We start from the raw sequence: 24,323 nt of genomic DNA on the forward strand, positions 1-24,323 counted from the left end.
CGTGAGCATCGAGTCCGAACAGCGGGTACTGCGCGAGGTCGTCCTCGACCAGCTGACCACCGGTGAGATCCGCGCGTACCGAATGTGGTTGCCGCCGTTGGCCGATCCGACACCGGTCGACGAGCTGATCGCCCGCGACCGGGACCGTCGGCCACTGCGGTTCGGGCTCGGCATCATGGACGAGCCGCGCAGACACCGCCAAGAAGTCTGGGGCATCGACGTGTCCTCGGCCAGCGGCAACATCGCGGTCGGCGGGGCCCCGCAGACCGGCAAGTCGACGTTCCTGCAGACGATGATCCTGTCGGCCGCGGCGTCGCACACCCCGCGGCAGGTGCAGTTCTACTGCGTGGACCTCGGCGGCGGTGGCCTGATCTACCTCGAAGACCTGCCGCACGTCGGCGGTGTCGCCACCCGCTCCGAACCGGACCGCGTCAACCGCATCGTGGCCGAGATGAAAGCTGTTCTGCGTCAACGCGAAGCGATGTTCAAGCAGTACCGGGTCGGTTCGATGTCGGCGTACCGGCAGATGCGTGACGACCCGAACCACGCGCTGGCCGCCGACCCGTTCGGCGACGTGTTTCTGGTGATCGACGGGTGGCCGGCGTTCGTCGCCGAGTTCGGTGACCTCGAGCCCGTGGTGCAGGATCTCGCAGGCCAGGGTCTGCAGTTCGGTGTGCACACCGTCATCTCGACGCCGCGTTGGACCGAGCTCAAGTCCCGCGTGCGCGACTATCTCGGCACCAAGGTCGAGTTCCGGCTCGGCGATGTCAACGAGACCCAGGTCGACCGCATCACCCGCGAGATCCCGGCCAACCGGCCGGGGCGGGCGGTGTCGATGGAAAAGCACCACCTGATGATGGGGGTGCCGCGGCTCGACGGTGTGCACAGCGCCGAGAACCTCGTGGCCGCGATGTCGGAGGCGGTGGCGATAGTCAGCGCCCAGCACACCGACCAGGCGCCGAAGGTCCGCGTCTTGCCCGAGCGCATCTACCTGCACGACCTCGACCCGAACCCGCCCGGCCCGGACGCCGACTACCGCACCCGCTGGACGGTGCCGCTGGGGCTGCGCGAATCCGATATGGGCGTGGCCTACAACCAGATGCACACCACGCCGCATCTGCTGATCTTCGGGGCGCCCAAGTCCGGCAAGACGCGCATCGCGCACGCTGTCGCGCAGGCGATCTGCACGCGCAACAGCCCGGCGCAGGTGCGCTTCATGCTGGCCGACTACCGGTCGGGCCTGCTCGACGCGGTGCCCGACAGCCATCTGCTCGACGCCGGCGCGATCAACCGCAACAACGCGACCCTCGAAGAGGCGATCAAGGCGCTGGCGTTCAACCTGCAGAAGCGGCTGCCCCCACCGGATTTGACGACCGCGCAACTTCGGGCGCGGTCCTGGTGGCGCGGACCCGACGTGGTCCTGCTCGTCGACGACTGGCACATGATCGTGGCCGCCAGCGGGATCGTCCCGCCGATGGCGCCGCTGTTCCCGCTGTTGCCCGCGGCCGCCGACATCGGCCTGCACCTCATCGTGACGTGCCAGATGAGCCAAGCCCACCGGGCCACCATGGACAAGTTCGTCGGCGCCGCCTACGGCGCCGGGTCGCCCACGATGTTTCTTTCCGGAGAAAAACAAGAATTTCCGTCCAGCGAGATCAAGCTCAAGCGTCGGCCTCCTGGCCAGGCGTTTCTCGTCTCACCGGACGGAAAAGAGGTCATTCAGGCGGCCTATGTGGATCCACCGGAAGAAGAAGTGCAGCCAGCACTCTCTGAGCGCGGTTAAGATATTAACCGGACGCGTCAGCAAACTTCATAACGCGTCGACAGCAAAGGGGTCGGGGGACGATTCCTAGCTTCGGGCAACCGCACGCGATGCGGTGCACAAGTCCATAACCTTGGTTATCTCTGCATTTGAGGAGTGAATGCTATGCAACCGTTGGAGCACAATCCGACCGCCGTGGGCATCGGCGGGCAAGTTGTTGCAAACGGCGCGCGGGGTCTGGCGGGGGGCACGACGGCCGCCGCCGCGGTGACCGCGCTGGTGCCCGCGGGCGCCGACGAGGTGTCGGCCCAGGCGGCGCTGGCGTTCGCCGCCGAGGGTGTGGAGACCCTGGCGATGAACACCTTCGCCCAGGAGGAGATGGCGCGCGCGGGAGCCGCCGTCATGGAGATCGCGGGCATCTACGCCGCGGTCGACAGCGCGAACGCCGCGAACTTCTGACGCTGACCGGATCTACGCAACGCCACAGGAAGTAGTCCACGATGTTCTGGCACGGGATGCCGCCAGAGTTGAACACCGCCCGGCTGATGGCCGGCGCCGGACCGGCGCCGATGCTGCAGGCCGCCGGAGGGTGGGAAGGTCTGGCGATTCTCCTGGAGACTCAGGCCGACGAACTGGCCGGGAGTCTCGCTGCCTTGACGTCGGCGTGGAGCGGCGCGGGCGCCGAGCGGGCCGTGGCGTCGATCATGCCGATGGTCATGTGGCTGCGGACCGTGGCGGCGCAGGCGCAGAAGCGGGCGATGCAGGCGACCGCGCAGGCGAACTCCTACAGCCTCGCGATGGCCACCACCCCGCCGATACCCGAGATCGAGCAGAACCACATCACGCACGCCGTGCTGGAAGCCACCAACTTCCTGGGCATCAACACGGTGCCGATCGGCGTCAACGAGTTCGACTACTTCGTGCGGATGTGGAACCAGGCGGCCGGTGCGATGGATCTGTACCAGGCCGAGACCGCGCTGAACCTCCTGTTCGAGCCGATCATGCCGATGAAGCCGATCGTGATCCCCGGCGTCGGGGAGAGCGCGGTGGGCGCGGCCCTTGGGCAGGCGGCAGCCGGTGCGCCGGCCGCGGCGTTGCGCAACGCCGCGATCGCGCACGTCGGCGCGCAGGCCACGGTCGAGTCCGCGGGCCTGATGACCGGCCGGATGGTCTCGCAGACCAACCAGATGGCCGTGCACGCCGAGAACCAGACCCAGCGCACCCAGAACGCCCAGCAGCTCGGTCCGCAGGAGCAGGCCCAGCAGGGCATGCAGATGGGGATGCAGATGGCCTCGCAGCTGGGGTCGACGTTGGGGCAGTTACCGCAGCAGGCGTCGCAGATGGTGATGCAGCCGATGCAGCAGCTGACCCAGCCGCTGCAGCAGGTGACCTCGATGTTCAGCCAGATGGGTTCGCTCGGTTCCGACAAGGCGCAGATGGGACTCATCGGCGCCAGCCCGCTGTCGAACCACCCGCTGGCCGGCGGTTCGGGCGCGACGTCGGGTGCCGGCCTGGTGCGTGCCGCCTCACTGCCCGGTGCGGGCGGCACGATGTCGCGAACCCCGTTGATGGCCAACCTGATCGGGAGCACCGACAAGGTCGCGATGGCCGGTGCGGCCGCGGGCGGCAGCGGCGGCGGCCTGGCACCGGTCGGCGCCGGTGGCGGCGCGGCACCGATGAGCGGACTGGGGCAGCGCGGTACCAGCGGCGGTTCCAAACAAGGTCTGAAGGCACCGGGGGTGTTGCCGCAAGACCTGGGCGAAGACGACGAGGACGACTGGTAGTCGACCGAATCCGCCCACCCAAGACTTCCCGGTCACCCGGCCGGAAAGACTCGCCATTTCACCGATGTGGTGAGGACACGCAAAGAAAGAAAGAGTATCCAGCATGGCAGCTTTGAATACCGATGCCGCTGTCCTCGCCAAGGAGGCAGCGAATTTCGAGCGGATCTCCGGAGAGCTCAAGGGCGTCATCTCGCATGTCGAGTCGACCGCGGGCACCCTGGCGGCCCAGATGGTCGGCCAGGCCGGCACGGCGGCGCAGGCCGCGCTGGTTCGCTACCACGAGGCCGCGGCTCGTCAGATCCAGGAGTTGAACGACATCTCGGCCAACATCCACACCTCCGGCATCCAGTACACCGCGTCGGATGAGGACGCCGCAGGCACGCTGCAGTCCACGATGAACATCAACCTCTGAACCTGACTTCAACCACGAAACGGAGACCACAACATGACTGAACAGGTATGGAATTTCGCCGGAATCGAAGGCGGCGCCAGCGAGATCCAGGGTGCTGTCGGCACCACCGCCGGCCTGCTCGACGAGGGCAAGGCGTCGCTCGCCGCGCTGGCCTCGGTGTGGGGCGGCAGCGGCTCGGAGGCCTACCAGGCCGTGCAGATGCGCTGGGACAGCACGTCTGCCGAACTCAACTCGGCCCTGCAGAACCTGGCGCAGACGATCAGTGAAGCCGGTGCGACGATGGCTCAGACCGAAGCCGGCGTGACCGGGATGTTCGCATAACACGACGGTGTGCGCAGGTGGGCGGGTCGACCATCGGGCACCCGCCCACCGCGCGTCCCTTGTGTTTGATGATGAGAGGTACTCATGTCGGCCGACTATGACCGGCTCTTCCACTCCGCGGGCGATCCTGTGCAGACCGCCGAAGACGGAGCGGACCGCGACGCCGCGCCGCAGGGCTCGGCCGCACCCACCGGCGGCCCGGGACGCAACGAGGTGACCCCGCCGCCGATGCCCATCGGAGGCACACCGCCGGCAGCCACCGGCCAGACCAAGGCCGCCGCGGCACCGCCGCCGCGCGAAACCGAGGTCACCACCCAGATGCCCCCCGCGCGGTCCACAGCGCCGCAGCGGCAACCGAATTCGATGATGCGCACGCCGAAGGCCGCCGGCCCGGCCGGCGCCCGCTTCGAGCAGGCGCGCCCGGCACCCGCGCCCGCGGCGCGCCCGGCACCGGCACCCGCGCCGAGCCACTTCGCGGATTCGCAGGCCGACGTCAACGGCACGTTCCGCGCGGGCCCGCCCGCACCGACCTCGGCGGCGACCATCGGCAACCACCGCGCCATCGACGCGCTGTCGCACGTCGGGGTCAAGTCCGCGGTGAAGATGCCGTCGCAGCGCGGCTGGCGTCATCTGCTGTACCTGCTGACGCGGATCAATCTGGGCCTGTCGCCCGACGAGCTCTACGAGATGGAGCTGCACACCCGGATCCGCCGCAACGCCCGCGACTCGTATCAGATCGGGATCTTCGGTCTCAAGGGTGGCGTCGGCAAGACCGCGGTGACGGTCGCGCTCGGATCGGCGCTGAGCAAGGTGCGCGGCGACCGGATCCTGGCGGTCGACGCCGATCCCGACGGCGGCAACCTCGCCGACCGCGCGGGCCGCCAGTCCGCCGCGACGATCGCCGACCTGCTCTCCGACAAAGAACTGGCGCGCTACAACGACATTCGCGCCTACACGAGCATGAACGCCGCGAACCTCGAGGTGCTGTCCTCGGAGGACTACAGCGGCGCGCGTCGCGAGTTCAACGACGAGGACTGGAAGGGCGTGACCAACATCGTGTCGCGCTACTACAACCTCGTGCTCGCCGACTGCGGCGCCGGGCTGTTCCAGCCGGCGGCGCGCGGTGTGCTGTCGACGGTGTCGGGTCTGGTGATCGTCGCCAGCGCCTCGATCGACGGGGCCCGCCAGGCGGCGTTGACCATGGACTGGTTGCGCCAGAACGGATACCAGGACCTGCTCGGCCGGTCCTGTGTGGTGATCAACCACGTCGTGCCCGGCAAGCCGAATATCGACGTCGACGATCTGGTCGCCCAGTTCGAGCGGCACGTCGCGCCCGGCCGGGTCGTGGTGCTGCCGTTCGACAAGCACATCGCGGCGGGCACCGAGATCCAACTGGATCTGCTGGGCAAGACGTTCCACCGCAGGATCGTCGAATTGGCTGCGGCGTTGTCCGACGACTTCGACAGGCTCGAACGGCGTTGACATCCACCGCCGCTGCAGCATCGACATCGAGCGTCACGCCCGGCCGGCCGGCGACCACCCGGGTCACCATCCTGACCGGCAGGCGGATGACCGACCTGGTGCTGCCCGCGGCGGCACCGATCGAGGGCTACATCGACGAGACGGTGTCGGTGCTGGCCGATCTGCTCGAAGACACCCCGAAAGAGGTGTTGTCCGGGTTCGACTTCGGCGCGCAGGGCGTCTGGGCGTTCGCCCGGCCGGGCGCACCGCCGCTGAAGGGCACCGAGTCGCTCGATGACGCCGGGGTGGTCGACGGCTCCCTGCTGACCCTGGTGTCGGTGAGCCGCACCGAGCGGTACCGGCCGTTGGTCGAGGACGTGATCGACGCGATCGCGGTCCTCGACGAATCGCCGGAATTCGACCGCTCCGCGCTGAATCGTTTTGTCGGCCTTGCCATCCCGGCGGTCGCGCTGCTCGTGACGGTGATGACGCTGATCGGCTGGAGCCGGGCAGGTCACCAGTGGTGGTGGGCGGTGGCGCTGGCCGTGGTGGGCCTGGGCCTGCTCGGCGGCAGCATGCTGGCCACCAACCGCTACGAGAACCTGGACCTGGCGGAGAGCCTGTTGGCCTCGTCGGTGCCGACGCTGGCAGGCGCGGTCGCCTTGGCCGTGCCGCTGCCGCGGGGCGTCGACTCGCTGGGCGCACCGCAGATCGCCGGCGCGGGCGCGGTGGTGCTGCTGTTGACGTTGGCGACGCGCGGCGGGCCGCGACGGCGGGCCGAACTGGCGGCGTTCTTCGCGGTCGCCGCGATCGCGTTGACCGCCGCGGCCGTCGCCTACGGCTACGGCTGGCAGTACTGGGTGCCCGCCGGGGCGATCGCGTTCGGTCTGATCATCGTCACGAACGCCGCGAAACTGACGGTCGCCGTCGCCCGAATCGCGTTGCCGCCCATCCCCGCACCCGGCGAGACGGTGGCCAACGACGAACTGCTCGATCCGGTGACCACCACGGCCACCGACGAGGAGACGCCGACGTGGCAGGCGATCATCGACTCGGTGCCGGACTCGGCGGCGCGCCTGCACGAACGCAGCGAGCTGGCCAAGCGGCTGCTGATCGGGTTCGTCACCGCGGGCGCGTCCGTGCTGTCTGTCGGCGCGATCGCCGTTGTGGTGCAAGGCCACTTCTTCACCCACAGCATGATCGTCGCCGGCCTGATCACCGCGATCTGCGCGTTTCGGTCGCGGCTGTACGCCGAACGGTGGTGCGCCTGGGCGCTGTTGGCGGCGGTGGTCGTCATCCCGTCGGGGGTGATGATCCGGTTGTGCCTGTGGTATCCGGACTCCGCGTGGCTGGTGCTCGCCGGTTATCTCGGGCTCGGTGTCGTCGCGCTGATCGTGATCGGGGCGACGTCAGGCGTGCGGCGGGTGTCGCCGGTGACCAAGCGGATCCTCGAACTGCTCGACGGGGCGGCGATCGCGGCGGTGATCCCGCTGCTGCTGTGGATCGCCAGCGTCTACGACATGTTGCGCAACATCCGGTTCTAACTCCACGGCGTCGACGGCCGGTCGCGGCGTACACCGTCGACGGTCACGTCCACCCGCTCGTCGAAGAAACAGATGCGGTCGCGAACCAGTTCGCCGTCGTGCAGCGGATCGTGATAGGTCCATGCGATGTCGCGCGGGCCGTCGGGCACCGAGAAGTACGACGCCCGCCCTTTGTAGGCGCAGTAGGTGACCGTGTCGCTGTGCTGCAACCGGACCGCGACGTCGTCGCGGGGCAGGTAGAACCGCACCGGCAGCATCGTCTCGAAAAGCAGCTTGGGCCGCGACGATTCGGCCAGCAGCGTGCCCTCGAACTCGACGCGCACGGTCCGGCTGCTGGCGAGGACGTCGATGCGCTTGAACGGGTCGCGCGGGTGGCTGGTGATCGGCTCCTCCTCCTCGCGCCATTCGAAGGAGTCGAAGTCGAGCACCACATAGTCGGCGAGGTCGGGGTCATCAGGCCGGAACGCACCCGCCCCGGCGGTGTCCTCACCGGCGATCACGTCGAACTCGGTGCCCGCGCACGTGTGGTTGCCGAACGGAACGGACGGGTCGAGCAGCGCATGGTCGCGGCCGGGCCGGTCGGTGTCGTCGTCTCCGGACTCGGCTCCGGCCGGCACCAGATGCGCCGAGATGGCCGTGATCGGCACCGCATAAGACGGCACGATGCGCCGCGGCTCCCACACCAGGACCGCGTCCTGGGTGTCGGCGACGAGTTCACCGGAGCGGCACACCCGGATGCGTTTGGCGGTCGGTTCGTACCGGAGCGCATCCAGGCTCCCGTGGAACAGCTCCATCATCCGGACGGCCATCGCGGCCCCCTCTCACTTGCGGGGCGGACGCAGAACATTCATCGCCAACCGCATTATCGGCGCGGGCACGCGATCTTTGGCCGAAAGCGCGGCATCGGCGGCGCGGCCCCGCAGCGGGGTGGCGCGACCGAAGGTCCGGTTGATCGGGCCGCCGGTCGGTTCCAGATCGAAGTGCAGCGGCGGCTTGCCGTCGGCGGCTCCGAGCGCATTCGAGATCACGACGCGCTGGATCTCACTGGTGCCCTCGAAGATCGTGTACAGCTTGGCGTCGCGGTACCACTTCTCGACGGGATGGTCCTTGATGTAACCCCACCCGCCCATGGTCTGGATGGCGCGTTCGGTGGTGCGCACGGCGACCTCGCTGGCGGCGAGCTTCGACATCGAGCCTTCCCCGCGCTCGAACGGCACACCGCTGGCGGCCATCCACGAGGCGCGCCACGTCAGCAGCCGCGCGCCGTCGAGTGCCGTGGCGAGCTCGGCGAGCGGGAACGAGATGCCCTGGTTGTCGATGATCGGCGCGCCGAACGCCTCGCGCCGGTTCGCGTACTCGGTCGCGTATTCCAATGCCGCCCGGGCTATTCCGAGCGCCTGCGCGGCAACCATCGGCCGTGTCTGCTCGAAGGTGCCCAGCGTCGCCGAGCCGGAGTGCCGACCGCCCTCGACGGCTTCGCGCGCTTTGGCCAGTTTGTGGTCGAGCTTGTCCTGGCCGCCGAGCAGGTTCGCCGCAGGCACGCGGACGCCGTCGAACTTCAGCTCCGCGGTGTGCGATGCGCGGCAGCCCAGCTTGTCGAGCTTGCGCACCATCTCCAGACCCGGTGTGCCGCCGGGCACGATGAACAGCGCCTGGCCCTTGTGTCCGAGTTCCTCGTCGACGACGGCGTTGACGACGTGCACGTTGGCGATGCCGCCGTTGCCGATCCACATCTTGTGGCCGTCGATGATCCAGTCGTCACCGTCGCGCCGCGCGCGGGTGCGCAGATTGCGGACGTCGCTGCCGCCTTCGGGTTCTGAGATCGCCAGCGCGGCGAGCTTGAGATCGCCTGGCGTACCGAAACATTCGGGTTCCCATTCGAGCATCTGTTCCGGTGAGGCGGCCTGCCCGATGGCCGACAGTGCCAGCGCGGGCATCACCACCGCCAGCCCGATGCCCGCACAACCCCAGAACAGCTCCTCCATGAAGATCGGCAGCGACAAGCCGGTCGGATCGCCGATCAGGTCGCGGTAGAACAGCGGGCTGTAGAACCCGCGCTGCGCGGCCTCCTCGAGCACCGGCCACGGAAATTCCTGACGCTGGTCGTATTCGAGAGCCACCGGGCGCACGACGTCGACAGCGAACTCGTGGGTGCGCTGCGCCAGGTCGTGCTGGGCCGCGGTGGGCGAGATGTCGAAGGCCACCCTGACGGATTAACCGGCCGCACGCCGAGCGAAACACTTGTTCGCTGAAACGACAGGCCCCCGGATGCCAGGGGGGAGGGCATCGCGGGGGCCTGTCTTGGGGGGGAGAGTTACTTCACGTCGACGTAGACCGTCTTGTTCAGCACGCGCTTGGACAGGTCGCTGTCGGTACCCAGGGTGTCGGTCTGGGTGTACGTCTGTCCCTCGCGGACCGAAACAACGCTCGCCTGCTCCAGCGGGGCGTTTCCGATGCGGTTGACGACCACGTGGTAGCCCTGCGATTCCAGCTCGCTGATGGTCTGCTGCGCGTTTCCGGGTCCGGACGGTGCGGCCTGAACCGGTGCGGCCAGGCCTACGAGGCCGGCGGCCAAGGCGCTAGCGGCGACGGTAGCGATCCCGAACTTCTTCATTTTCGAGCCCTCTTTTTGTGTGCGTTTCGTTCCGAGCCGTGGCATGTGTCGCGGTTCGTAGCTGCAGCTGATCTTGTAAACCGTCAGGTCAACGGTTTAATTCCGGTGGCAGAAATTGGTTGGCGATTGGCAGGAGTCGTGCTGCGGGCCAACCGATTGCCCACGTTCGGCGCACCGAATTGGACCGTCGCGGTGTGGCGCGCGCGACACTGGAGGCGATGAAGCTCAGCGGTCCGGTCCTGCGCCAGCGTGACGGAGTCACCTGCGGCCCGACGGTCGCGGTGGTGGCCGGGCTTCTGCTCGACCCGCACGCCCGCACCCACCTCGACGACCGCGATGGCGGGCTGGCGTGGTGCGCCGCGGAGCAGGCGCGGGTGCACGCCGACATCAACCGGGTCTGGCCGCGCCGGCTGGGGACGACGCCGCGCGGCCTGGTCCGTGCCTTCGACGCGCACAGCCGCCGGCTGGGCGTGCGGTACCGATGGCGATTCTTCCGCGGCCGCCGCGACAGGCTCGCCGACGTCCGGTCCGCAGTAGCCGACGGCTGGCCGGTCGCGATGCTCGTCGGGCGGGTGATCCCGCGGCACTGGGTGCTGATCGTCGCGGTCGACGGGCCGCGGCTCGACTGCTTCGAACCGACCTCGGGGCAGGTGCGGACCGTCGACATCGACAGCATTCGTCGGGCCCGGTTGACCGGTGTCGGCTTCGCGCGGCCCTTTGCGTTCGTGCTCCCGCGTCGCTGAACCGGCTATCGAACGTATGATCGAACGGTGGGCGAGCTGAAGGGCATCGGGTACAACGGTCAGCCCACCCAGCAGGCCTTCCGCCGGGTGGATCCACCGGTGACGGTGCTGGTCGATCTCGCGGCGGTGTTTCCCCGCGAACCTCACGCCGCCGGCGGCTACAACCCCGCCGGCCTGCAGATGCACGCCGTCGTCGAGGGCCGCCTGACCTGTTGGGGGCTCTGCGAGCAGGGCTACTGGTGGGGGCTGGTCACCTACCCGATCGCCTACGGCGCGCGCCGCAAGGCCGTCACCCACTGGATCCCGGCCTGGACGCTGAAGCCCAAGACCGACTGACGGACTACGAGGCGCGACCCAACCGCCGTTGCGCCTCGCCCGGCGAGATGCGCAGTCGCCGCGCGACGTCCCGCGGCGACGAGGCAGTGTCGGCGAGCAGCCGGCCGAACAACTTCTGGTCGAGCGCCGCGAGCTGCTGATCGAGCTTGTCGAGGTGCTCGATCAGCGCGTAGAGCTCCGTCCGGGACAGGCCGTCCAGCCGCAGTGCGGCCACGTCCTTATATATGGACTCGATACGGGTGAGTACGTCAACAACGGTATTCGAACGCATGTACGAACGATAACCGCGAGCGGTGACATCGCCGGGAATTTACCGGACCATAGTCCGGTTGTTGCCGGTATGCCTGCCATCACCGCCGACACCCTGACACTGCCCCGCGTCGCAGCCGCTACGCCCGCGGAGACGCAGCGACCCGTTCGCACCATCACCACCGGTCCCCGCGGCTACGAGGGCGAGGGCTTCCCGGTGGTCCGCGCGTTCGCCGGCGTGAGCGCGCGCGACCTCGACCCGTTCATCCACATGGACCAGATGGGCGAGATCGAATACGAGCCCGGCGAGCCGAGGGGCACCGACTGGCATCCGCACCGCGGCTTCGAGACGGTCACCTACATGATCGACGGCCGCTTCGCGCATCAGGACTCGCACGGCGGCGGCGGGCTGATCACCGACGGCGCCACCCAGTGGATGACCGCCGGTTCCGGGATCCTGCACATCGAGACGCCGCCCGCCGAACTCGTCGAGAGCGGCGGTGTCTTCCACGGCATCCAGCTGTGGGTGAACCTGCCGCGCAAGGACAAGTTCGCCGCGCCGCGGTACCAGGCCATCGAAGGCAACGAAGTGACGCTGCTGGCGTCGGAGGACGGCGGTGCGCTGCTGCGCGTGATCGCCGGTGACATCGACGCGCGAACTGGCCCGGGCGCGACACACACCCCGATCACCATGGCGCACGCGACGATTCAGCCCGGCGCGCGGCTCGACATCCCGTGGAACCGCGACTTCAACGCGCTGGTGTACGTGCTGTCCGGCCGGGGATCGGTCGGGCCGGTCGACCATCCGATCCAGCAGGGTCAGCTCGCGGTGCTGGGACCGGGCGACCGCATCAGCGTTGCGGCGCAGCGGGATCAGGACTCGAACCGGCCGGCGCTGGAGGTGCTGCTGCTCGGCGGCAGGCCGATCCGCGAACCAGTGTTCCAGTACGGGCCGTTCGTGATGAACACCAAGACCGAGGTGGCGCAGGCGTTCGACGACTACCAGGCGGGCAGGTTCGGCACGATCCCGCCGAACGCCCTCATGCCGCATCGTCCTTCGGCCTCCTGACGGCCTTCGGGTACAACAGCTCGAGCGCGCCGAGGTGCGCCGCGGCGGTCACCAGCGGTAGCGCCGCGGGCACCGCGAGATCGTCGTCGGTCGCCTCGGCGCGCAGGGCCATCACGAAGTCGTCGCTGATCGGCGCCGGCGCATCGGCGGACGCACCGGTGGCTCTGGCGCAGATCGCGTCGGCGTGCGTCTCGAGCACCCGGCGAGTGCGCTCGTACACGCCCAGCGGGGGTGGCATGACGTCGGCGATCAACTCCGCGGCCGCCCGCAGCCGCACCGCCCGGTTGGCCGCACGGACCACGGGCGCGCGGATGTCGGTAGCCCCGCCGCTCTCGGAAAGAAACTGGCGCACCGCGTCGTCGGCCGTCCGCGACGCCTCGAGCGCGTCATGGCTCAGCGCGATCACCTGATCGGTGGCGTTCTCGGACGCGCCGCGGGTAACCCGCCGGACGGCCGCGGTCAGGAAATGCGCACCGACGGCGAACGCGTCGTCGATGGCGCGCGACACCCGGGTGCGCGCCCCGCGCGGCCACAGCAGCACCGAGGTCATGACGCCGACGAGCGCGCCGACGGCGACGTCCTCGACGCGGATCAGCCCGACGCTCCACCCCGTCGGCGCGATCAGGTTGAAGATGATCAACACCATCATCGTGAACGCGGCCTGGCCGGCGATGAACGACGCGATCTCCGGCACGAACGCGGATCCGAACGCCACCACCGGCAGCAGCATCCACATGATGACCGGGTCGACACCGAGCAGTTCGATGAGCACCACCCCGAGCAGGAACCCGATCGCGGTGCCCGCGACCGCCCGCACGACGCGGGTGCCGGTGGTCAGCGCGCTGCTGCGCAACACCGACATCGCACCCAGCACCACCCAGAAGCCGTGCTGCAGCGGGAACAGGTGGGTGACTGCGACGGCCATCGACAGGCCGAGTCCGGTGCGAACGCTGTTGCGCAGCACGACGGCTCGGGTCGCCAGAAAGCCGCGGGTGATGACCGCGACGGCCGTCGTCTCCGGCATTACCCAGTCGGCGGTGCCGGTCCGCGGCAACCCCCGCCCCAGGATGCGCGCCCACACCGGGCGCGCGTCGGCGGCTGCGGCGTTGCGGATGATGCGCCCCGTGACGCCGACCGTCGCCGAGAAAGTCCGTCTTCCCAACAAGTTTCGCCCCACCCCGACCGCAGCGGCGTCGTCGGTCGAGCCCAGGATCTCGAGGAGGTCCTCGCGGTAGCGGCCCTGCGCGATCTCGCGCAACCCGGTGAGCGCGTCGTCGAGGTCACGGCTGCGGGCCGCGCGTTGGGCGACGTCGGGAATGCGCAGCACCGCGGCGCAGTCCCGCAACACCCGGATCAGTGGATCGCGCATGTCACCGAGCCACCGACCGGTGTCGTCGGTGATGCGGTCCGCGAGCCAGCCGAGGTCGTCGACGACGCGCACCAGCGCGCGGCTGCCCGCCGTCAGCGCCACCGGCCGGAAGTCGGCGTTGAGGAACGTCTCCCAGAGCTGGTTCATCGCCCGCGTCGCGTCCCTCGCGCTGGCCTTGCCGTCGAGGCAGTCGGCCAACCGGTTGCAGACGCGGGCCGCGTCGCCGCGCAGTTCGTCGTGGTGGCGCGGCGCCAGCAGGAACAGCGCGGCGGGCACGCACACCGCCAGCGCGATCAGCCACCCGAGCAGCCGGTCGGGGATCGGCCCGGGCGGGGTGCAGGCGGGCAGCACGAAGGTCAGCAGCGTCGCGCGTTGCCCGGCCGCGACCACCTCGCTGAGCACACCGGAGAACGTGACGGCGAACCCGAGCACGAACATCACCGCCACGCTCACCCAGGGATACGGGGACACCAGCGTCCCCAGCGTGATCAGCAGCGCGCCGTTGAAGCCGAGCCCGCAGTAGGCCAGCGCCCGCGCGGGGCGGTTGCCCGGGAAGTCGACGAGGATCAGCAGCGCGACCGAACCGAAGATCGTGAACATCGGCGTCTGCGAGCCGCCGCCCACGGCGAAGCTGACCGCCGCCGCGATCGGCAGCACGATCGCCGCGCGGAGGGCGCGCCGCAGCGCGTCGCGTTCGGGGTCGCGCTGCCGGATACGGTCCGCCGCACGGCGCCAGGTGCGGGCGGCGATGCCGGTCACCTCGCGGCCCGCGCTACCGGTCGTCCGGGACCGACTCGAACGCCCCGGTGTCCAGGGCCGCGATCAACTGGTTGGCGATCCATTGCAACGCGGTCGGATCGCGGGTGAGCGTGGTCTGCTCGTAGCCGACGAACAGGTACACCGCCCACCCCGCGAACAGCTGGGCCTGGCGCTTGTGCTGCAGGATCTCGAAGGCCGACTCGTAGAGGATGTCGAAGCGCTGCTGGTCGACGGCCACCTGCACCGCGTGCACGTGCGGATCGAGGGAACTCCAGACGCGGATCGCCGCTTCCGCGCCGTGGGGCAGGTCGAGGCCGGTCATGATCAGCGCGTCGATGCGACGCCGCGGGTCGGGTTCGGCGCGCACCCCCTCGATGACCCGCACGGTGAGGACCTGCGTCCAGTGCGCGAGCAGTTCCTTGGTGTAGGCAGGCCAGTTCGGGAAGTAGTGGTAGAAGGATCCGGTGGTGACGCCGAGCCGATGGCACACCGCCGCCAGCTTGAGCCCGCCGTAGCCCCGCTCGGACAGGATGTCGAGCCCGGTGTCGAAATAAGACTCCCGAGATACGACGCTGGCCATGAGACGCGACACTAGTTGTTCACCGGTCGAATTTCTTCCGGTTGCCATTCGCCAGATAGCGGCTCGATTCTCGGAAACGACATGCCCGGGGCGCCCCGGACAACCACTGTCTGTTAACGCAAGTGACGTGTGGCACAATTTGACCGTGCCGCATACGGCTAGTAGAGGACCCGGTCGTCCCCCCGCAGCGAAGGCCGCCGAGACACGAGAGCGCATCATCCAAGCCGCTCGCGAAGTCTTCAGCGAACTCGGATACGACGCTGCCACTTTTCAGGCCATCGCGATCCGCGCCGATCTGACGCGTCCCGCGATCAACCACTATTTCGCAAGCAAGCATGTGCTCTGGCGAGAAGTTGTCGAGCAAACCAACGCCGCGGTGGTCAACGCCGGCAAGGCGCGCGCGCAGAGCGAGACCAGTCTGCTCAACCGGCTGTCGGCCTACTTCACCGCCGCGATGCAGGCCGAGGCCGAAGACCGTTCGGCCGCAGCGTTTTTGGTGACCTCGGTGCTGGAGTCCCAGCGGCACCCCGAGTTGATCGGCGACGATCAGGACGCGCTGAAGAGTTCCCGTGAGTTCGTGGGGTGGGCGGTCAACGACGCGATCCAGCGCGGCGAGTTGTCCACCGACGCCGAGGTCGACTCGCTGGTCGAGATGCTCGTCGCGGTGATGTGGGGGATGGGTTTCTACGCCGGGTTCGTCGGCACCCACGAAGAACTCAAGGCCGTCGTGCGGCAGTTCGAACTGCTGATGGCCAACAAGCTGTGGAGCCTGCAGGACTGACCTTCGCGCCGCGGAAAATAGGCCGTCTAAGTTTTTGAGCTAGCATGGCGGCGATGAGTTCGTTGCGCACAGACGATGACACCTGGGACATCGCGACCAGCGTGGGTTCGACGGCCGTGATGGTCGCCGCCGCGCGGGCCGCCGAGACGCAGCGGGACGACGCGCTGATCCGCGACCCGTTCGCGCAGGTGCTGGTGGCGGGCGCCGGCGGCGGCGTCTGGGACATCATGCTCGACCCGCAGGTCGGCGCGAAGGTCGCCGAGACCGACCCCGAGGTCGCCGCGATCTTCGAGCACATGGGCAACTACCAGGCGGCGCGCACCCATTTCTTCGACGCGTTCTTCCGCGAGGCGGCCGAGGCCGGTATCCGCCAGGTGGTGATCCTCGCCGCGGGTCTGGACTCGCGCGCGTACCGCCTGGCGTGGCCGGCGGGCACGGTGGTCTACGAGATCGACCAGCCCAAGGTGCTCGAGTACAAGAGCGCGCGGCTGGCCGAGCATGGCGCGCAGCCGTCGGCGCGGCGGGTCGAGGTGGCCGTCGACCTGCGTTTCGACTGGCCGAAAGCGTTGCGCGAGGCCGGGTTTGATCCGGGTGTGCCGACGGCGTGGCTGGCCGAAGGTCTGCTGATGTATCTGCCCGCCGATGCGCAGGACCGGCTCTTCGAGCTCGTCACCGAACTCAGCGCGCCGGGCAGCCGGGTGTCGGTGGAGACGGTGGGCGTGCAGGCCGACGAGCGGCGCGAGCAGATGCGCGAGCGGTTCGAGCGCATCCGCGCGCAGTTCGGCATCGAGGACTCCGTCGACGTCGCGGAGCTGATGTACAACGACCCCGACCGCGCCGACGTCGCCGAGTGGCTCGACGCGCACGGCTGGCGGTCGAGCGCGGTCACCTCGCAGGAGGAGATGCGGCGGCTGGGGCGCTGGGTGCTGCCGGCTGAACTGTCGGACGACGACGGGTTCTCCTCGTTCGTCGTCGCCCGTAAGGGGTGACCTGCGAGGGCCTACTATGCGGCCCAACCGGTTGGTTAGGATCGGGTATTCCTCGGGTCAGGAAGGACACCCACCATGACCACAGAATTCGCCGCCCCGGCTCAGTCCGCCACCGATGACATCCCCGCCGTGGTGCGCCGGCTGCGGGAGACGTTCAAGACCGGCCGCACCAAGGATCTGGCCTGGCGCAAGCAGCAGCTGGAGGCGATGGAGCGGCTCGTCACCGAGAACGAGGACGCCATCGCCGCTGCGCTGGAACAGGATCTCGGGCGCAGCCGGTTCGAGGCGTGGCTGGCCGACATCGCCAGCACCGCGGGTCAGGCCAAGGACGCCGCGAAGAACCTGAAGAAGTGGACCCGCCGCCGCTACCGGCTGCTGGAGATGTCGCAGCTGCCCGGCCGGGGCTGGATCGAATACGAGCCGTTCGGCACCGTGCTGGTGATCGGCGCGTGGAACTTCCCGATCGTGCTGACGCTCGGCCCGGCGATCGCGGCCATCGCGGCGGGCAACACCGTCGTCCTCAAACCCTCCGAGGTGTGCCCGGCGTCGTCGGCGCTGATGGCCGAACTGGTGCGGCGCTACCTCGACAACGACGCGATCGCGGTGGTCGAGGGCGACGGCGCGGTCAGCCAGGAGTTGATCGCGCAGGGCTTCGACCACATCTGCTTCACCGGCGGCACCGAGATCGGCCGCAAGGTGTACGAGGGCGCCGCCCCGCACCTGACGCCGGTCACCCTCGAACTCGGCGGCAAGAGCCCGGTGATCGTGTCCGCCGACGCCGATGTCGACGTCGCGGCCAAGCGCATCGCCTGGACCAAGCTGATCAACTCCGGGCAGATCTGCATCGCGCCGGACTACGTGCTCGCCGACGTGAAGATCCGCGACCGCCTCGTCGACAAGATCAAAGAAGCGGTGACGACGTTCGAGTCCGAGAACCCCGACGGCAAGCGCATCGTCAACGAGCGGCACTTCGACCGGCTCACCTCGGCGTTGGCCGCGACCAAGGGTGACGTCGTCATCGGTGGCGGCTCGGACGGGTCGAAGATCTGCATCCAGCCGACCGTCGTCGTCGATCCGGACCCGGCCGAACCGTTGATGACCGACGAGATCTTCGGTCCGATCCTGCCGGTGATGACGGTCCAATCGCTCGACGACGCAATCACTTTCGTCAACTCGCGGCCCAAGCCGCTGGCGGCCTACCTGTTCACCAAGACCAAGAGCATCCGGGAACGGGTGATCAAGGAGGTCTCGGCGGGCGGCATGGTGGTCAACCATCTGCTGTTCCACTTCGCCACCAACAAGCTGCCGTTCGGCGGTGTGGGCCCGTCGGGCATGGGCGCCTACCACGGCCGGTACGGCTTCGAGCAGTTCAGCCACAAGAAGACGGTGATGACCAAGCCGACCCGACCCGACGTCGGCGCCTTCATCTATCCCCCGTATACAGAGAAGGCCCTTAAGCTCGCCAAACGTCTGTTTTAGCGATTCGGGTGTAGTTGGTGGCGGCCAGCGCAACCAATTACACCGAAATCGCGGAATGTGGAAAGGAAACTCATGCCAGGAGTGCAGGACCGCGTCGTCGTCGTCACCGGGGCCGGAGGCGGCCTCGGACGCGAATATGCGTTGACCCTCGCCAAGGAGGGCGCCAGCGTCGTCGTCAACGACCTCGGCGGTGCGCGCGACGGCACCGGCGCCGGATCGGCGATGGCCGATCAGGTCGTCCAGGAGATCAAGGACGCCGGCGGCCGCGCCGTGGCGAACTACGACTCCGTCGCCGAACCCGAAGGCGCAGAGAACATCATCAAGACCGCGATCGACGAGTTCGGCAAGGTCGACGGTGTGGTCTCCAACGCGGGCATCCTGCGCGACGGCACCTTCCACAAGATGGAGTTCGCCAACTGGGACGCCGTCCTGAAGGTCCACCTCTACGGCGGCTACAACGTGATCCGCGCGGCGTGGCCGCACTTCCGCGAGAACAACTTCGGCCGCGTGGTGGTGGCCACCTCGACCAGCGGGCTGTTCGGCAACTTCGGCCAGGCCAACTACGGCGCGGCCAAGCTCGGCCTCGTCGGCCTGATCAACACGCTGGCCCAGGAGGGCGCGAAGTACAACATCAAGACCAACGCGGTCGCGCCGATCGCGGCGACCCGGATGACGCAGGACATCCTGCCGCCGGAGGTCTTCGAGAAGCTGACGCCCGAATACGTGGCGCCGGTGGTGGCCTACCTGATGACCGAGGAACTGCCCGACACCGCGTCGGTGTTCATCGTCGGTGGCGGCAAGGTGCAGCGCACCGCGCTGTTCCAGAACGAGGGCATCACGTTCACCGACGTGCCGTCCGTCGACGACATCGCCGCCAAGTGGGGCGAGATCACCGACCTGTCGGCGGCGCAGCGGGCCACCTTCAGCCTCGGCTGATACCAGCATGAAAGCGCTTGTCGCGCGCGAACTTTCCGGCCCGTCCGGACTGAGCTACACCGATGTCGACGACGTCGGCGGTGACGATGCCGTCGTCGTCGACGTCGGTGCGGCCGGGGTCAGCTTCCCCGACCTGCTGCTGCTGCGCGGTGAGTACCAGCTGCGACTGGAGCCGCCGTTCATCCCCGGCATGGAGGTCGCCGGCACGGTGCGTTCGGCGCCGTATGAGTCGGAATTCAAGCCCGGCCAGCGGGTGACCGCGCTGTCGATGCTCGGCGGCTGGGCCGAACGCGTGGCGGTCTCGCCCGACAGCGTCCGGGCGACACCCGACGAGTTGGACGACGCGCAAGCCGTTGCGCTGCTGGGCAACTACCAGACGATGTATTTCGCGCTGGCCAAACGCGGCGCGTTACGGCCCGGTGAGACGGTGCTGGTGCTCGGCTCGGCCGGGGGCGTCGGCACGGCCGCGATCCAGGTGGCAAAGGCCCTGGGCGCCAAGGTGATCGCGATGGTGCACCGGCCGCATGCGGTCGAGTTCGTCGAGTCGCTGGGCGCCGACCTGGTGCTGCCGCTGACCGACGGCTGGTTGCAGGCGGTCAAGGACGCCACCGACGGCCGCGGCGCGGACCTCGTGGTCGACCCGATCGGCGGTGACGCGTTCGACGACGCCGTGCGGGCGCTGGCGATCGAGGGCCGACTGCTGGTGCTCGGGTTCGCCTCCGGCGGCGGCATTCCCGCGGTCAAGGTGAACCGGCTGCTGCTGCGCAACGTGGCGGTGATCGGCGTCGGGTACGGCGAGTACGTCAACCGCAAACCGGGCGCACAGTCGGTGTTCGAGTTCGGCGTCGCGCAACTGGTGAAGGCCGGACTGCGGCCGCCGCCGCCGATGCGGTTCCCGTTGGCCAAGGGCGCCGACGCGCTGCAGGCGCTGGCGGACGGCGGGGTGCTCGGCAAGGTCGTGCTGGAGCCGTAATGTCTCTGCGGGTGCTGGCTTTCGACACGTTCGGCACGGTTGTCGACTGGCGCACCAGCATCACCGCGGAACTGGCGGCCTTCGGCAGCAGCCTTGGCCTGCAACGGGATTGGGCGGCGATGGCCGACGACTGGCGCGCGGGCTACCCGCCGGCGATGGACCGGGTGCGCCGCGGCGAGCTGCCGTGGACGAAGATCGACGCCCTGCACCGGATGATCCTCGTCGAACTGCTCGGCAAGGCAGGTATCGACGGCGTCGCCGACGAGGCCGTCGACCACCTCAACCGCGCCTGGCATCGGCTCGACCCGTGGCCCGACGCCGTCCGCGGGCTGACCCGGCTCAAGGCGAAGTTCACCATCACCACGCTGTCCAACGGCAACTTCTCGCTGCTGACCAACATGGCCAAACGTGCCGGACTGCCGTGGGACTGCATAGTCTCGGCCGAACTGTTCGGCCACTACAAGCCCGACCCGGAGGTCTACCTCGGCTGCGCCGACCTGCTCGACGTCGAGCCCGGTGAGCTGATGCTGGTGGCCGCGCACGCCAGTGACCTGCGTGCTGCCAAGGCGGCGGGGTTGATGACGGCCTACGTCGACCGGCCGCTGGAGTACGGCGAGGGCCGCCGCCGGCCGTCGAAGATCGCCGACGGAGAGTTCGATTACCGGGCAGCCGATTTCGAAGACCTCGCGGACCAGTTGGGCGACTTGTGAGTGAAAACGATCGCTCAGTGGGTGTTGCGAAATGCCGAGTGAGGTGTTTGGCGTTCGGGACTGAGCGCGACACGATGAGTTATGGCTCGTTCGTATCGTCCTGTGGTGCGTGATCAGGAGTTCTTGTTGCCGCCGAATATGGCGGACTGGCTGCCTGCAGATCATCTGGTGTGGTTTGTCCTTGATGTGGTCGAGCAACTCGACACTTCGAGGTTGCACGCACAGCGGCGCACTGGTGGCGTCGGGCGGGCGGGTTATGACCCGGATATGTTGTTGGCGTTGTTGATCTATGCCTATGCGACAGGGCAGCGGTCATCGCGCCAGATTGAACGGTTGTGCACCGACCATGTCGCCTATCGGGTGGTGTGTGCTCAGGACCGGCCGGATCACACCACGATCGCGCGATTCCGCGCGGCTCACGATGAGGCGTTCACCGACCTGTTCGCCCAGGTGCTGCGCTTGTGCGCCCAAGCCGGGATGGTTCAGGTCGGGGTGGTTTCTATTGATGGCACCAAGATCGCAGCCAACGCCTCGAAATCAGCGAACCGGTCTCAGCGGTGGGTGGCTGAGCAAGCTCGCCGGATCGCCGAGGATGTGGTCAGTCAAGCCGCCGCGGTCGATGCCGCCGAAGACGCCGCAGAAGCCCAAGCCGGCCCGGCGCAGCGCCCGCCGGCCGAATTGGCTACCCCTGCCGGGCGCGCGGCGGCGATCAAGAGGGCCAAGGAAGAGATCGCCCGTCAAGACGCCGCCAACGCCGAGGCCGACGCTGCCGATGAGGCCCGTCAAGAGCACTACCTGCAGCGCGTGGAGGCCGGTGAAGTCGTGTCGAGTCGACCACCGGCTGGAGTGGATCAGGTGCGCCTGTATCAGGCCAGGATTGCCCGTGAACAGCGGCGTCTGGCCCCGTTGCTGAATGTGCGCGGGACCGCAGAGGCCAACCAGCGTGCCGCGATTCGCAAGATCCTCAAGAAGGCCCAAGCCGGATTGGCCCGGGCTCAGCAAGAGCAGGCCGCCGGGCTGGCTGACCGGCGGGGCGCGTCTGAACGCCGACGCGTCCGCCTCGGCGTTCAGCGTGGCCAGGCACGCGGGCCTGTGGTCAATCTGACCGATCCGCAGGCTCGATTGATGGTCGAGGGCGCCGGCGGCGGATCGGTTCAGGGCTACAACAGCCAGATCGTGTGCTCTGATGACCACTTCGTGATCGGGTTGCACATCTCCCAAGACGCCAACGATCTACATTGCTGGACACCAGCTTTGGCTGCGGCCACGACCCACATGGATGCCCTCAACAAGACGATCGAATTGGTCCTAGCCGACAACGGCTACTTCACCGAAGACAACATCACCAGCCCCGGGCCCGAGCGGCTCATAGCCCCGGGCCGGGGTCGAGCCGTTCATCACGACGCTAAACACCAATCCATTCAAGGCCCGCCACCACCGGATCTGTCACCGCGCGATGCGATGCGTCACACCCTGCGCGACCCCGAGCAGGCCCAACGATACAAACGCCGTTCGGCAACCGTGGAACCGGTAATCGGACACCTCAAAGACCGCATCGGCCTACGCCGCTTCGCCCGCCGCGGCCTGGCAGCCGTCAGCGCCGAACTGCATCTGGCCGCCGCAGCACTGAACCTCACTAAACTCCACACAGCCACCGCCGGATAACTCCGGCATCACCGTTGCACCCGGCGACATCCCCACCATCACCGGCTCACCGCTCACAAATCGCAACACCCACTCAGCGAACGAAATCACTCACAAATCGCACGAGAGCGGGGGCGTATGAGTACCGGCGGGATCGTGCTGGTGGCGCTGGCCATCGCGGTCGGCATCGTCGGCATCGTCGTGCCGCTGCTGCCGGGCACCCTGCTGGTGTTCGCCGCGATCGCGGTGTGGGCCGTCGTCGAGCGTGACACCACGGCGTGGGTGACCCTCGGGGTCGCGACGGCACTGCTGGGCGCGGCGGCGTTCGTCAAGTACACCTGGCCGGTGCGGCGGATGCGTGAGGCCGACGTGCGCACATGGAGCCTGGTCGCCGGCGCCGTGCTGGGTGTCATCGGCTTCTTCGTGATCCCGGTGCTCGGCCTGCCGATCGGTTTCGTGTTGGGTATCTACCTCGCCGAGTTGGCCAACCGGCGCGATCAGCGGATGGCGTGGACGTCGACCAAGCATGCGCTCAAGGGCGTCGCGCTGTCGGTCGGCGTCGAACTCGCCGGAGCGCTGCTGGCGACCGTCGTTTGGGTCACGGGTGTGTACCTGACGCAGTAGCTTGCAGGCATGGCCAAGCTGCGCTTCGGATACTTCATCGCCCCGTTCCACCGCGCCGGCACGAACCCGACGCTCGCGCTGCAGCGGGATCTGGAGTTCATCGAGCACCTCGATGCGCTCGGCTACGACGAAGCCTGGATCGGCGAGCATCACTCGGCGGGCAGCGAGATCATCAGCTCTCCGGAGGTGTTCATCGCCGCGGCTTCACAGCGCGCCAAGCGGATTCGGTTCGGCACCGGCGTCATCTCGCTGGCGTACCACAACCCGCTGTGGGCGGCGGACCGGCTGATGCTGCTCGACCACCTGACGCACGGCCGCATCATCGGCGGCATGGGACCCGGCTCGTTGCCCACCGATTCGGCGATGATCGGGCTGACCCCGACCGACACTCGCGAACTGCTGGAGACCAACCTCGACATCGTTGTCCGGTTGCTCAGGGGCGAGACGGTGTCCGCCAAGACCGCCACCCACGAACTCCACGACGCCAAACTGCAACTCGCGCCGTACTCCGAGGACGGCATCCCGCTGGCCGTCGCGGCGGTGGCCTCGCCGACCGGCGCGCGGCTGGCGGGCAAGCACGGCATCGGCCTGCTCTCGATCGGCGCGACGCTTGTCGTGGAGGGCTTCGACGCGCTGGCGCATCACTGGGGCATCGCCGAGGAACGCGCGGCGGCATTCGGCACCACCGTCGACCGCCGCAACTGGTCGCTGGTCTGTCCGATGCACATCGCCGAAACCTACGAACAGGCTTGTGCCGATGTGCGTTTCGGGTTGGAGTCCTGGTATCTGTATTTCCAGAAGGTGGCGGCGTTTCCGCAGATGACCATGCCCGGCGACCGCATCGACGAGGTCATCGACGTCATCAACGGTGCCGGCGCGGGCGTGATCGGCACCCCCGAACAGGCCCGTGCGCAGGTGCAGCGGCTGTGGGACCAGTCCGGCGGCTTCGGCTGCATGCTGCAGATGGGCCATGAATGGGCCAACCCGGCCGCCACCAAGCGGTCGGCGGAGTTGTTCGCCGCCGAGGTGATGCCACATTTCCAGGGTCAGGCGCAGCCGACACTGGACGCCGCCGCGCGTGCCGCCGTGGTGCGCGACGACTTGGCGCAGACCCAGCTGTCGGCGATCGAGCACATGACCACCAAATACGAAGCCGAGAAGGACGCCACCTAGCCCGGCGAACG

General features: G+C 68.4%; 25 protein-coding genes. 19 read left to right on the plus strand and 6 right to left on the minus strand.

Features of this window, described 5'->3' with window-relative positions:
- Position 1 precedes the first annotated feature (1 nt).
- The 7 genes from eccCb (at position 2) to eccD (ending at position 7,284) form a co-directional block, all read left to right on the plus strand.
- Positions 2–1,783, plus strand: coding sequence for a type VII secretion protein EccCb (gene eccCb, locus BLW81_RS07110; protein ID WP_083406581.1), 1,782 nt, complete (start codon positions 2–4; stop codon positions 1,781–1,783).
- 144 nt (positions 1,784–1,927) lie between these two features.
- Positions 1,928–2,221, plus strand: a complete 294-nt coding sequence (locus BLW81_RS07115; protein WP_083406582.1) for a PE domain-containing protein — start codon at positions 1,928–1,930, stop codon at positions 2,219–2,221.
- A gap of 41 nt (positions 2,222–2,262) precedes the next feature.
- Positions 2,263–3,546, plus strand: coding sequence for a PPE family protein (locus BLW81_RS07120; protein WP_083406583.1), 1,284 nt, complete (start codon positions 2,263–2,265; stop codon positions 3,544–3,546).
- 103 nt (positions 3,547–3,649) lie between these two features.
- Positions 3,650–3,958 (plus strand): WXG100 family type VII secretion target, encoded by a 309-nt coding sequence (locus BLW81_RS07125; protein WP_083406584.1) that lies wholly within the window; start codon positions 3,650–3,652, stop codon positions 3,956–3,958.
- Positions 3,959–3,991: 33 nt separating this feature from the next.
- Positions 3,992–4,279, plus strand: a complete 288-nt coding sequence (locus BLW81_RS07130) for a WXG100 family type VII secretion target (RefSeq protein WP_083406585.1) — start codon at positions 3,992–3,994, stop codon at positions 4,277–4,279.
- Positions 4,280–4,363: 84 nt separating this feature from the next.
- Positions 4,364–5,761, plus strand: coding sequence for a MinD/ParA family ATP-binding protein (locus tag BLW81_RS07135; protein ID WP_083406586.1), 1,398 nt, complete (start codon positions 4,364–4,366; stop codon positions 5,759–5,761).
- Positions 5,758–7,284: a type VII secretion integral membrane protein EccD gene (gene eccD, locus BLW81_RS07140; RefSeq protein ID WP_083406587.1), complete on the plus strand. Its 1,527-nt coding sequence runs from the start codon at positions 5,758–5,760 to the stop codon at positions 7,282–7,284. The genes BLW81_RS07135 and eccD overlap by 4 nt, the downstream gene beginning before the upstream one ends.
- On the opposite strand, the gene BLW81_RS07145 is transcribed toward eccD, so the two are convergent.
- From BLW81_RS07145 to BLW81_RS07155, 3 genes are all read right to left on the minus strand, one after another.
- The gene (locus BLW81_RS07145) at positions 7,281–8,093 is read right to left on the minus strand and encodes a DUF427 domain-containing protein (RefSeq protein ID WP_083406588.1); all 813 of its coding nucleotides are present in this window, start codon (positions 8,091–8,093) and stop codon (positions 7,281–7,283) included. The genes eccD and BLW81_RS07145 overlap by 4 nt on opposite strands.
- 12 nt (positions 8,094–8,105) lie before the next feature.
- Positions 8,106–9,488, minus strand: coding sequence for an acyl-CoA dehydrogenase family protein (locus BLW81_RS07150; RefSeq protein WP_083406589.1), 1,383 nt, complete (start codon positions 9,486–9,488; stop codon positions 8,106–8,108).
- 110 nt (positions 9,489–9,598) lie between these two features.
- Positions 9,599–9,898 (minus strand): hypothetical protein, encoded by a 300-nt coding sequence (locus tag BLW81_RS07155; RefSeq protein WP_083406590.1) that lies wholly within the window; start codon positions 9,896–9,898, stop codon positions 9,599–9,601.
- Between the two features lie 218 nt (positions 9,899–10,116).
- On the opposite strand from BLW81_RS07155, the gene BLW81_RS07160 reads away from it, so the two are divergent.
- Together BLW81_RS07160 and BLW81_RS07165 are read left to right on the plus strand one after the other, a co-directional pair.
- On the plus strand, positions 10,117–10,641 hold the full coding sequence (locus BLW81_RS07160) for a hypothetical protein (protein WP_083410369.1): 525 nt from the start codon (positions 10,117–10,119) through the stop codon (positions 10,639–10,641).
- Positions 10,642–10,668: 27 nt separating this feature from the next.
- Positions 10,669–10,977 (plus strand): hypothetical protein, encoded by a 309-nt coding sequence (locus BLW81_RS07165; RefSeq protein ID WP_083406591.1) that lies wholly within the window; start codon positions 10,669–10,671, stop codon positions 10,975–10,977.
- A 4-nt stretch (positions 10,978–10,981) separates the two neighbouring features.
- Here BLW81_RS07165 and BLW81_RS07170 read toward each other — a convergent pair whose 3' ends face one another.
- A complete protein-coding gene (locus BLW81_RS07170) occupies positions 10,982–11,248 on the minus strand; it encodes a hypothetical protein (RefSeq protein ID WP_157897620.1) in 267 nt (88 codons plus the stop codon).
- A gap of 69 nt (positions 11,249–11,317) precedes the next feature.
- On the opposite strand from BLW81_RS07170, the gene BLW81_RS07175 reads away from it, so the two are divergent.
- Positions 11,318–12,295 (plus strand): pirin family protein, encoded by a 978-nt coding sequence (locus BLW81_RS07175; RefSeq protein ID WP_083406593.1) that lies wholly within the window; start codon positions 11,318–11,320, stop codon positions 12,293–12,295.
- Here the strand turns inward: BLW81_RS07175 and BLW81_RS07180 are convergent.
- Positions 12,267–14,423 carry an FUSC family protein gene (locus tag BLW81_RS07180; RefSeq protein ID WP_235632210.1) on the minus strand — a complete coding sequence of 719 codons (2,157 nt, stop codon included), beginning with the start codon at positions 14,421–14,423 and terminating at the stop codon, positions 12,267–12,269. The two genes, BLW81_RS07175 and BLW81_RS07180, sit on opposite strands and share 29 nt — an antisense overlap.
- Positions 14,424–14,436: 13 nt before the next feature.
- Complete coding sequence (locus BLW81_RS07185) at positions 14,437–15,003, minus strand: TetR/AcrR family transcriptional regulator (RefSeq protein WP_083406594.1); 567 nt, start codon at positions 15,001–15,003, stop codon at positions 14,437–14,439.
- Positions 15,004–15,148: 145 nt separating this feature from the next.
- Between BLW81_RS07185 and BLW81_RS07190 the strand changes: the two genes are divergently transcribed.
- The 9 genes from BLW81_RS07190 to BLW81_RS07230 all read left to right on the plus strand — a co-directional run bounded on the left by BLW81_RS07190 (position 15,149) and on the right by BLW81_RS07230 (position 24,312).
- Entirely contained in the window at positions 15,149–15,784 is a 636-nt protein-coding gene (locus BLW81_RS07190; RefSeq protein WP_083410371.1) for a TetR/AcrR family transcriptional regulator, read from the plus strand.
- A gap of 53 nt (positions 15,785–15,837) precedes the next feature.
- Complete coding sequence (locus BLW81_RS07195; RefSeq protein WP_083410372.1) at positions 15,838–16,773, plus strand: class I SAM-dependent methyltransferase; 936 nt, start codon at positions 15,838–15,840, stop codon at positions 16,771–16,773.
- 75 nt (positions 16,774–16,848) lie between these two features.
- Positions 16,849–18,252, plus strand: coding sequence for an aldehyde dehydrogenase family protein (locus tag BLW81_RS07200; protein ID WP_083406595.1), 1,404 nt, complete (start codon positions 16,849–16,851; stop codon positions 18,250–18,252).
- A 72-nt stretch (positions 18,253–18,324) separates the two neighbouring features.
- Positions 18,325–19,188, plus strand: a complete 864-nt coding sequence (locus tag BLW81_RS07205) for an SDR family oxidoreductase (RefSeq protein WP_083406596.1) — start codon at positions 18,325–18,327, stop codon at positions 19,186–19,188.
- 7 nt (positions 19,189–19,195) lie between these two features.
- Positions 19,196–20,161, plus strand: coding sequence for an NADPH:quinone oxidoreductase family protein (locus tag BLW81_RS07210; protein WP_083406597.1), 966 nt, complete (start codon positions 19,196–19,198; stop codon positions 20,159–20,161).
- Positions 20,161–20,871, plus strand: coding sequence for a haloacid dehalogenase type II (locus tag BLW81_RS07215; RefSeq protein WP_083406598.1), 711 nt, complete (start codon positions 20,161–20,163; stop codon positions 20,869–20,871). Before BLW81_RS07210 ends, BLW81_RS07215 begins: the two co-directional genes overlap by 1 nt.
- 105 nt (positions 20,872–20,976) lie before the next feature.
- Positions 20,977–22,536, plus strand: coding sequence for a transposase (locus tag BLW81_RS07220; RefSeq protein ID WP_235632108.1), 1,560 nt, complete (start codon positions 20,977–20,979; stop codon positions 22,534–22,536).
- 117 nt (positions 22,537–22,653) lie between these two features.
- The gene (locus tag BLW81_RS07225) at positions 22,654–23,139 is read left to right on the plus strand and encodes a DUF456 domain-containing protein (RefSeq protein WP_083406600.1); all 486 of its coding nucleotides are present in this window, start codon (positions 22,654–22,656) and stop codon (positions 23,137–23,139) included.
- A gap of 9 nt (positions 23,140–23,148) precedes the next feature.
- Entirely contained in the window at positions 23,149–24,312 is a 1,164-nt protein-coding gene (locus tag BLW81_RS07230) for an LLM class flavin-dependent oxidoreductase (RefSeq protein WP_083406601.1), read from the plus strand.
- Positions 24,313–24,323: the final 11 nt, after the last annotated feature.

The sequence above is a fragment of the Mycolicibacterium rutilum genome (assembly GCF_900108565.1).
Taxonomy (GTDB): Bacteria; Actinomycetota; Actinomycetes; order Mycobacteriales; family Mycobacteriaceae; genus Mycobacterium; species Mycobacterium rutilum.

Bases quoted from the DNA above. Each gene is read 5' to 3' on its own strand.
- BLW81_RS07185 (WP_083406594.1), bottom strand. From the start codon at position 15,003: ATGGCCAGCGTCGTATCTCGGGAGTCTTATTTCGACACCGGGCTCGAC.
- BLW81_RS07200 (WP_083406595.1), top strand. From the start codon at position 16,849: ATGACCACAGAATTCGCCGCCCCGGCTCAGTCCGCCACCGATGACATC.
- BLW81_RS07215 (WP_083406598.1), top strand. From the start codon at position 20,161: ATGTCTCTGCGGGTGCTGGCTTTCGACACGTTCGGCACGGTTGTCGAC.
- BLW81_RS07195 (WP_083410372.1), top strand. From the start codon at position 15,838: ATGAGTTCGTTGCGCACAGACGATGACACCTGGGACATCGCGACCAGC.
- BLW81_RS07145 (WP_083406588.1), bottom strand. From the start codon at position 8,093: ATGGCCGTCCGGATGATGGAGCTGTTCCACGGGAGCCTGGATGCGCTC.
- BLW81_RS07130 (WP_083406585.1), top strand. From the start codon at position 3,992: ATGACTGAACAGGTATGGAATTTCGCCGGAATCGAAGGCGGCGCCAGC.
- BLW81_RS07175 (WP_083406593.1), top strand. From the start codon at position 11,318: ATGCCTGCCATCACCGCCGACACCCTGACACTGCCCCGCGTCGCAGCC.
- BLW81_RS07210 (WP_083406597.1), top strand. From the start codon at position 19,196: ATGAAAGCGCTTGTCGCGCGCGAACTTTCCGGCCCGTCCGGACTGAGC.
- BLW81_RS07230 (WP_083406601.1), top strand. From the start codon at position 23,149: ATGGCCAAGCTGCGCTTCGGATACTTCATCGCCCCGTTCCACCGCGCC.
- BLW81_RS07120 (WP_083406583.1), top strand. From the start codon at position 2,263: ATGTTCTGGCACGGGATGCCGCCAGAGTTGAACACCGCCCGGCTGATG.
- BLW81_RS07170 (WP_157897620.1), bottom strand. From the start codon at position 11,248: ATGCGTTCGAATACCGTTGTTGACGTACTCACCCGTATCGAGTCCATA.
- BLW81_RS07160 (WP_083410369.1), top strand. From the start codon at position 10,117: ATGAAGCTCAGCGGTCCGGTCCTGCGCCAGCGTGACGGAGTCACCTGC.
- BLW81_RS07135 (WP_083406586.1), top strand. From the start codon at position 4,364: ATGTCGGCCGACTATGACCGGCTCTTCCACTCCGCGGGCGATCCTGTG.
- BLW81_RS07205 (WP_083406596.1), top strand. From the start codon at position 18,325: ATGCCAGGAGTGCAGGACCGCGTCGTCGTCGTCACCGGGGCCGGAGGC.
- BLW81_RS07125 (WP_083406584.1), top strand. From the start codon at position 3,650: ATGGCAGCTTTGAATACCGATGCCGCTGTCCTCGCCAAGGAGGCAGCG.
- BLW81_RS07225 (WP_083406600.1), top strand. From the start codon at position 22,654: ATGAGTACCGGCGGGATCGTGCTGGTGGCGCTGGCCATCGCGGTCGGC.
- BLW81_RS07115 (WP_083406582.1), top strand. From the start codon at position 1,928: ATGCAACCGTTGGAGCACAATCCGACCGCCGTGGGCATCGGCGGGCAA.
- BLW81_RS07155 (WP_083406590.1), bottom strand. From the start codon at position 9,898: ATGAAGAAGTTCGGGATCGCTACCGTCGCCGCTAGCGCCTTGGCCGCC.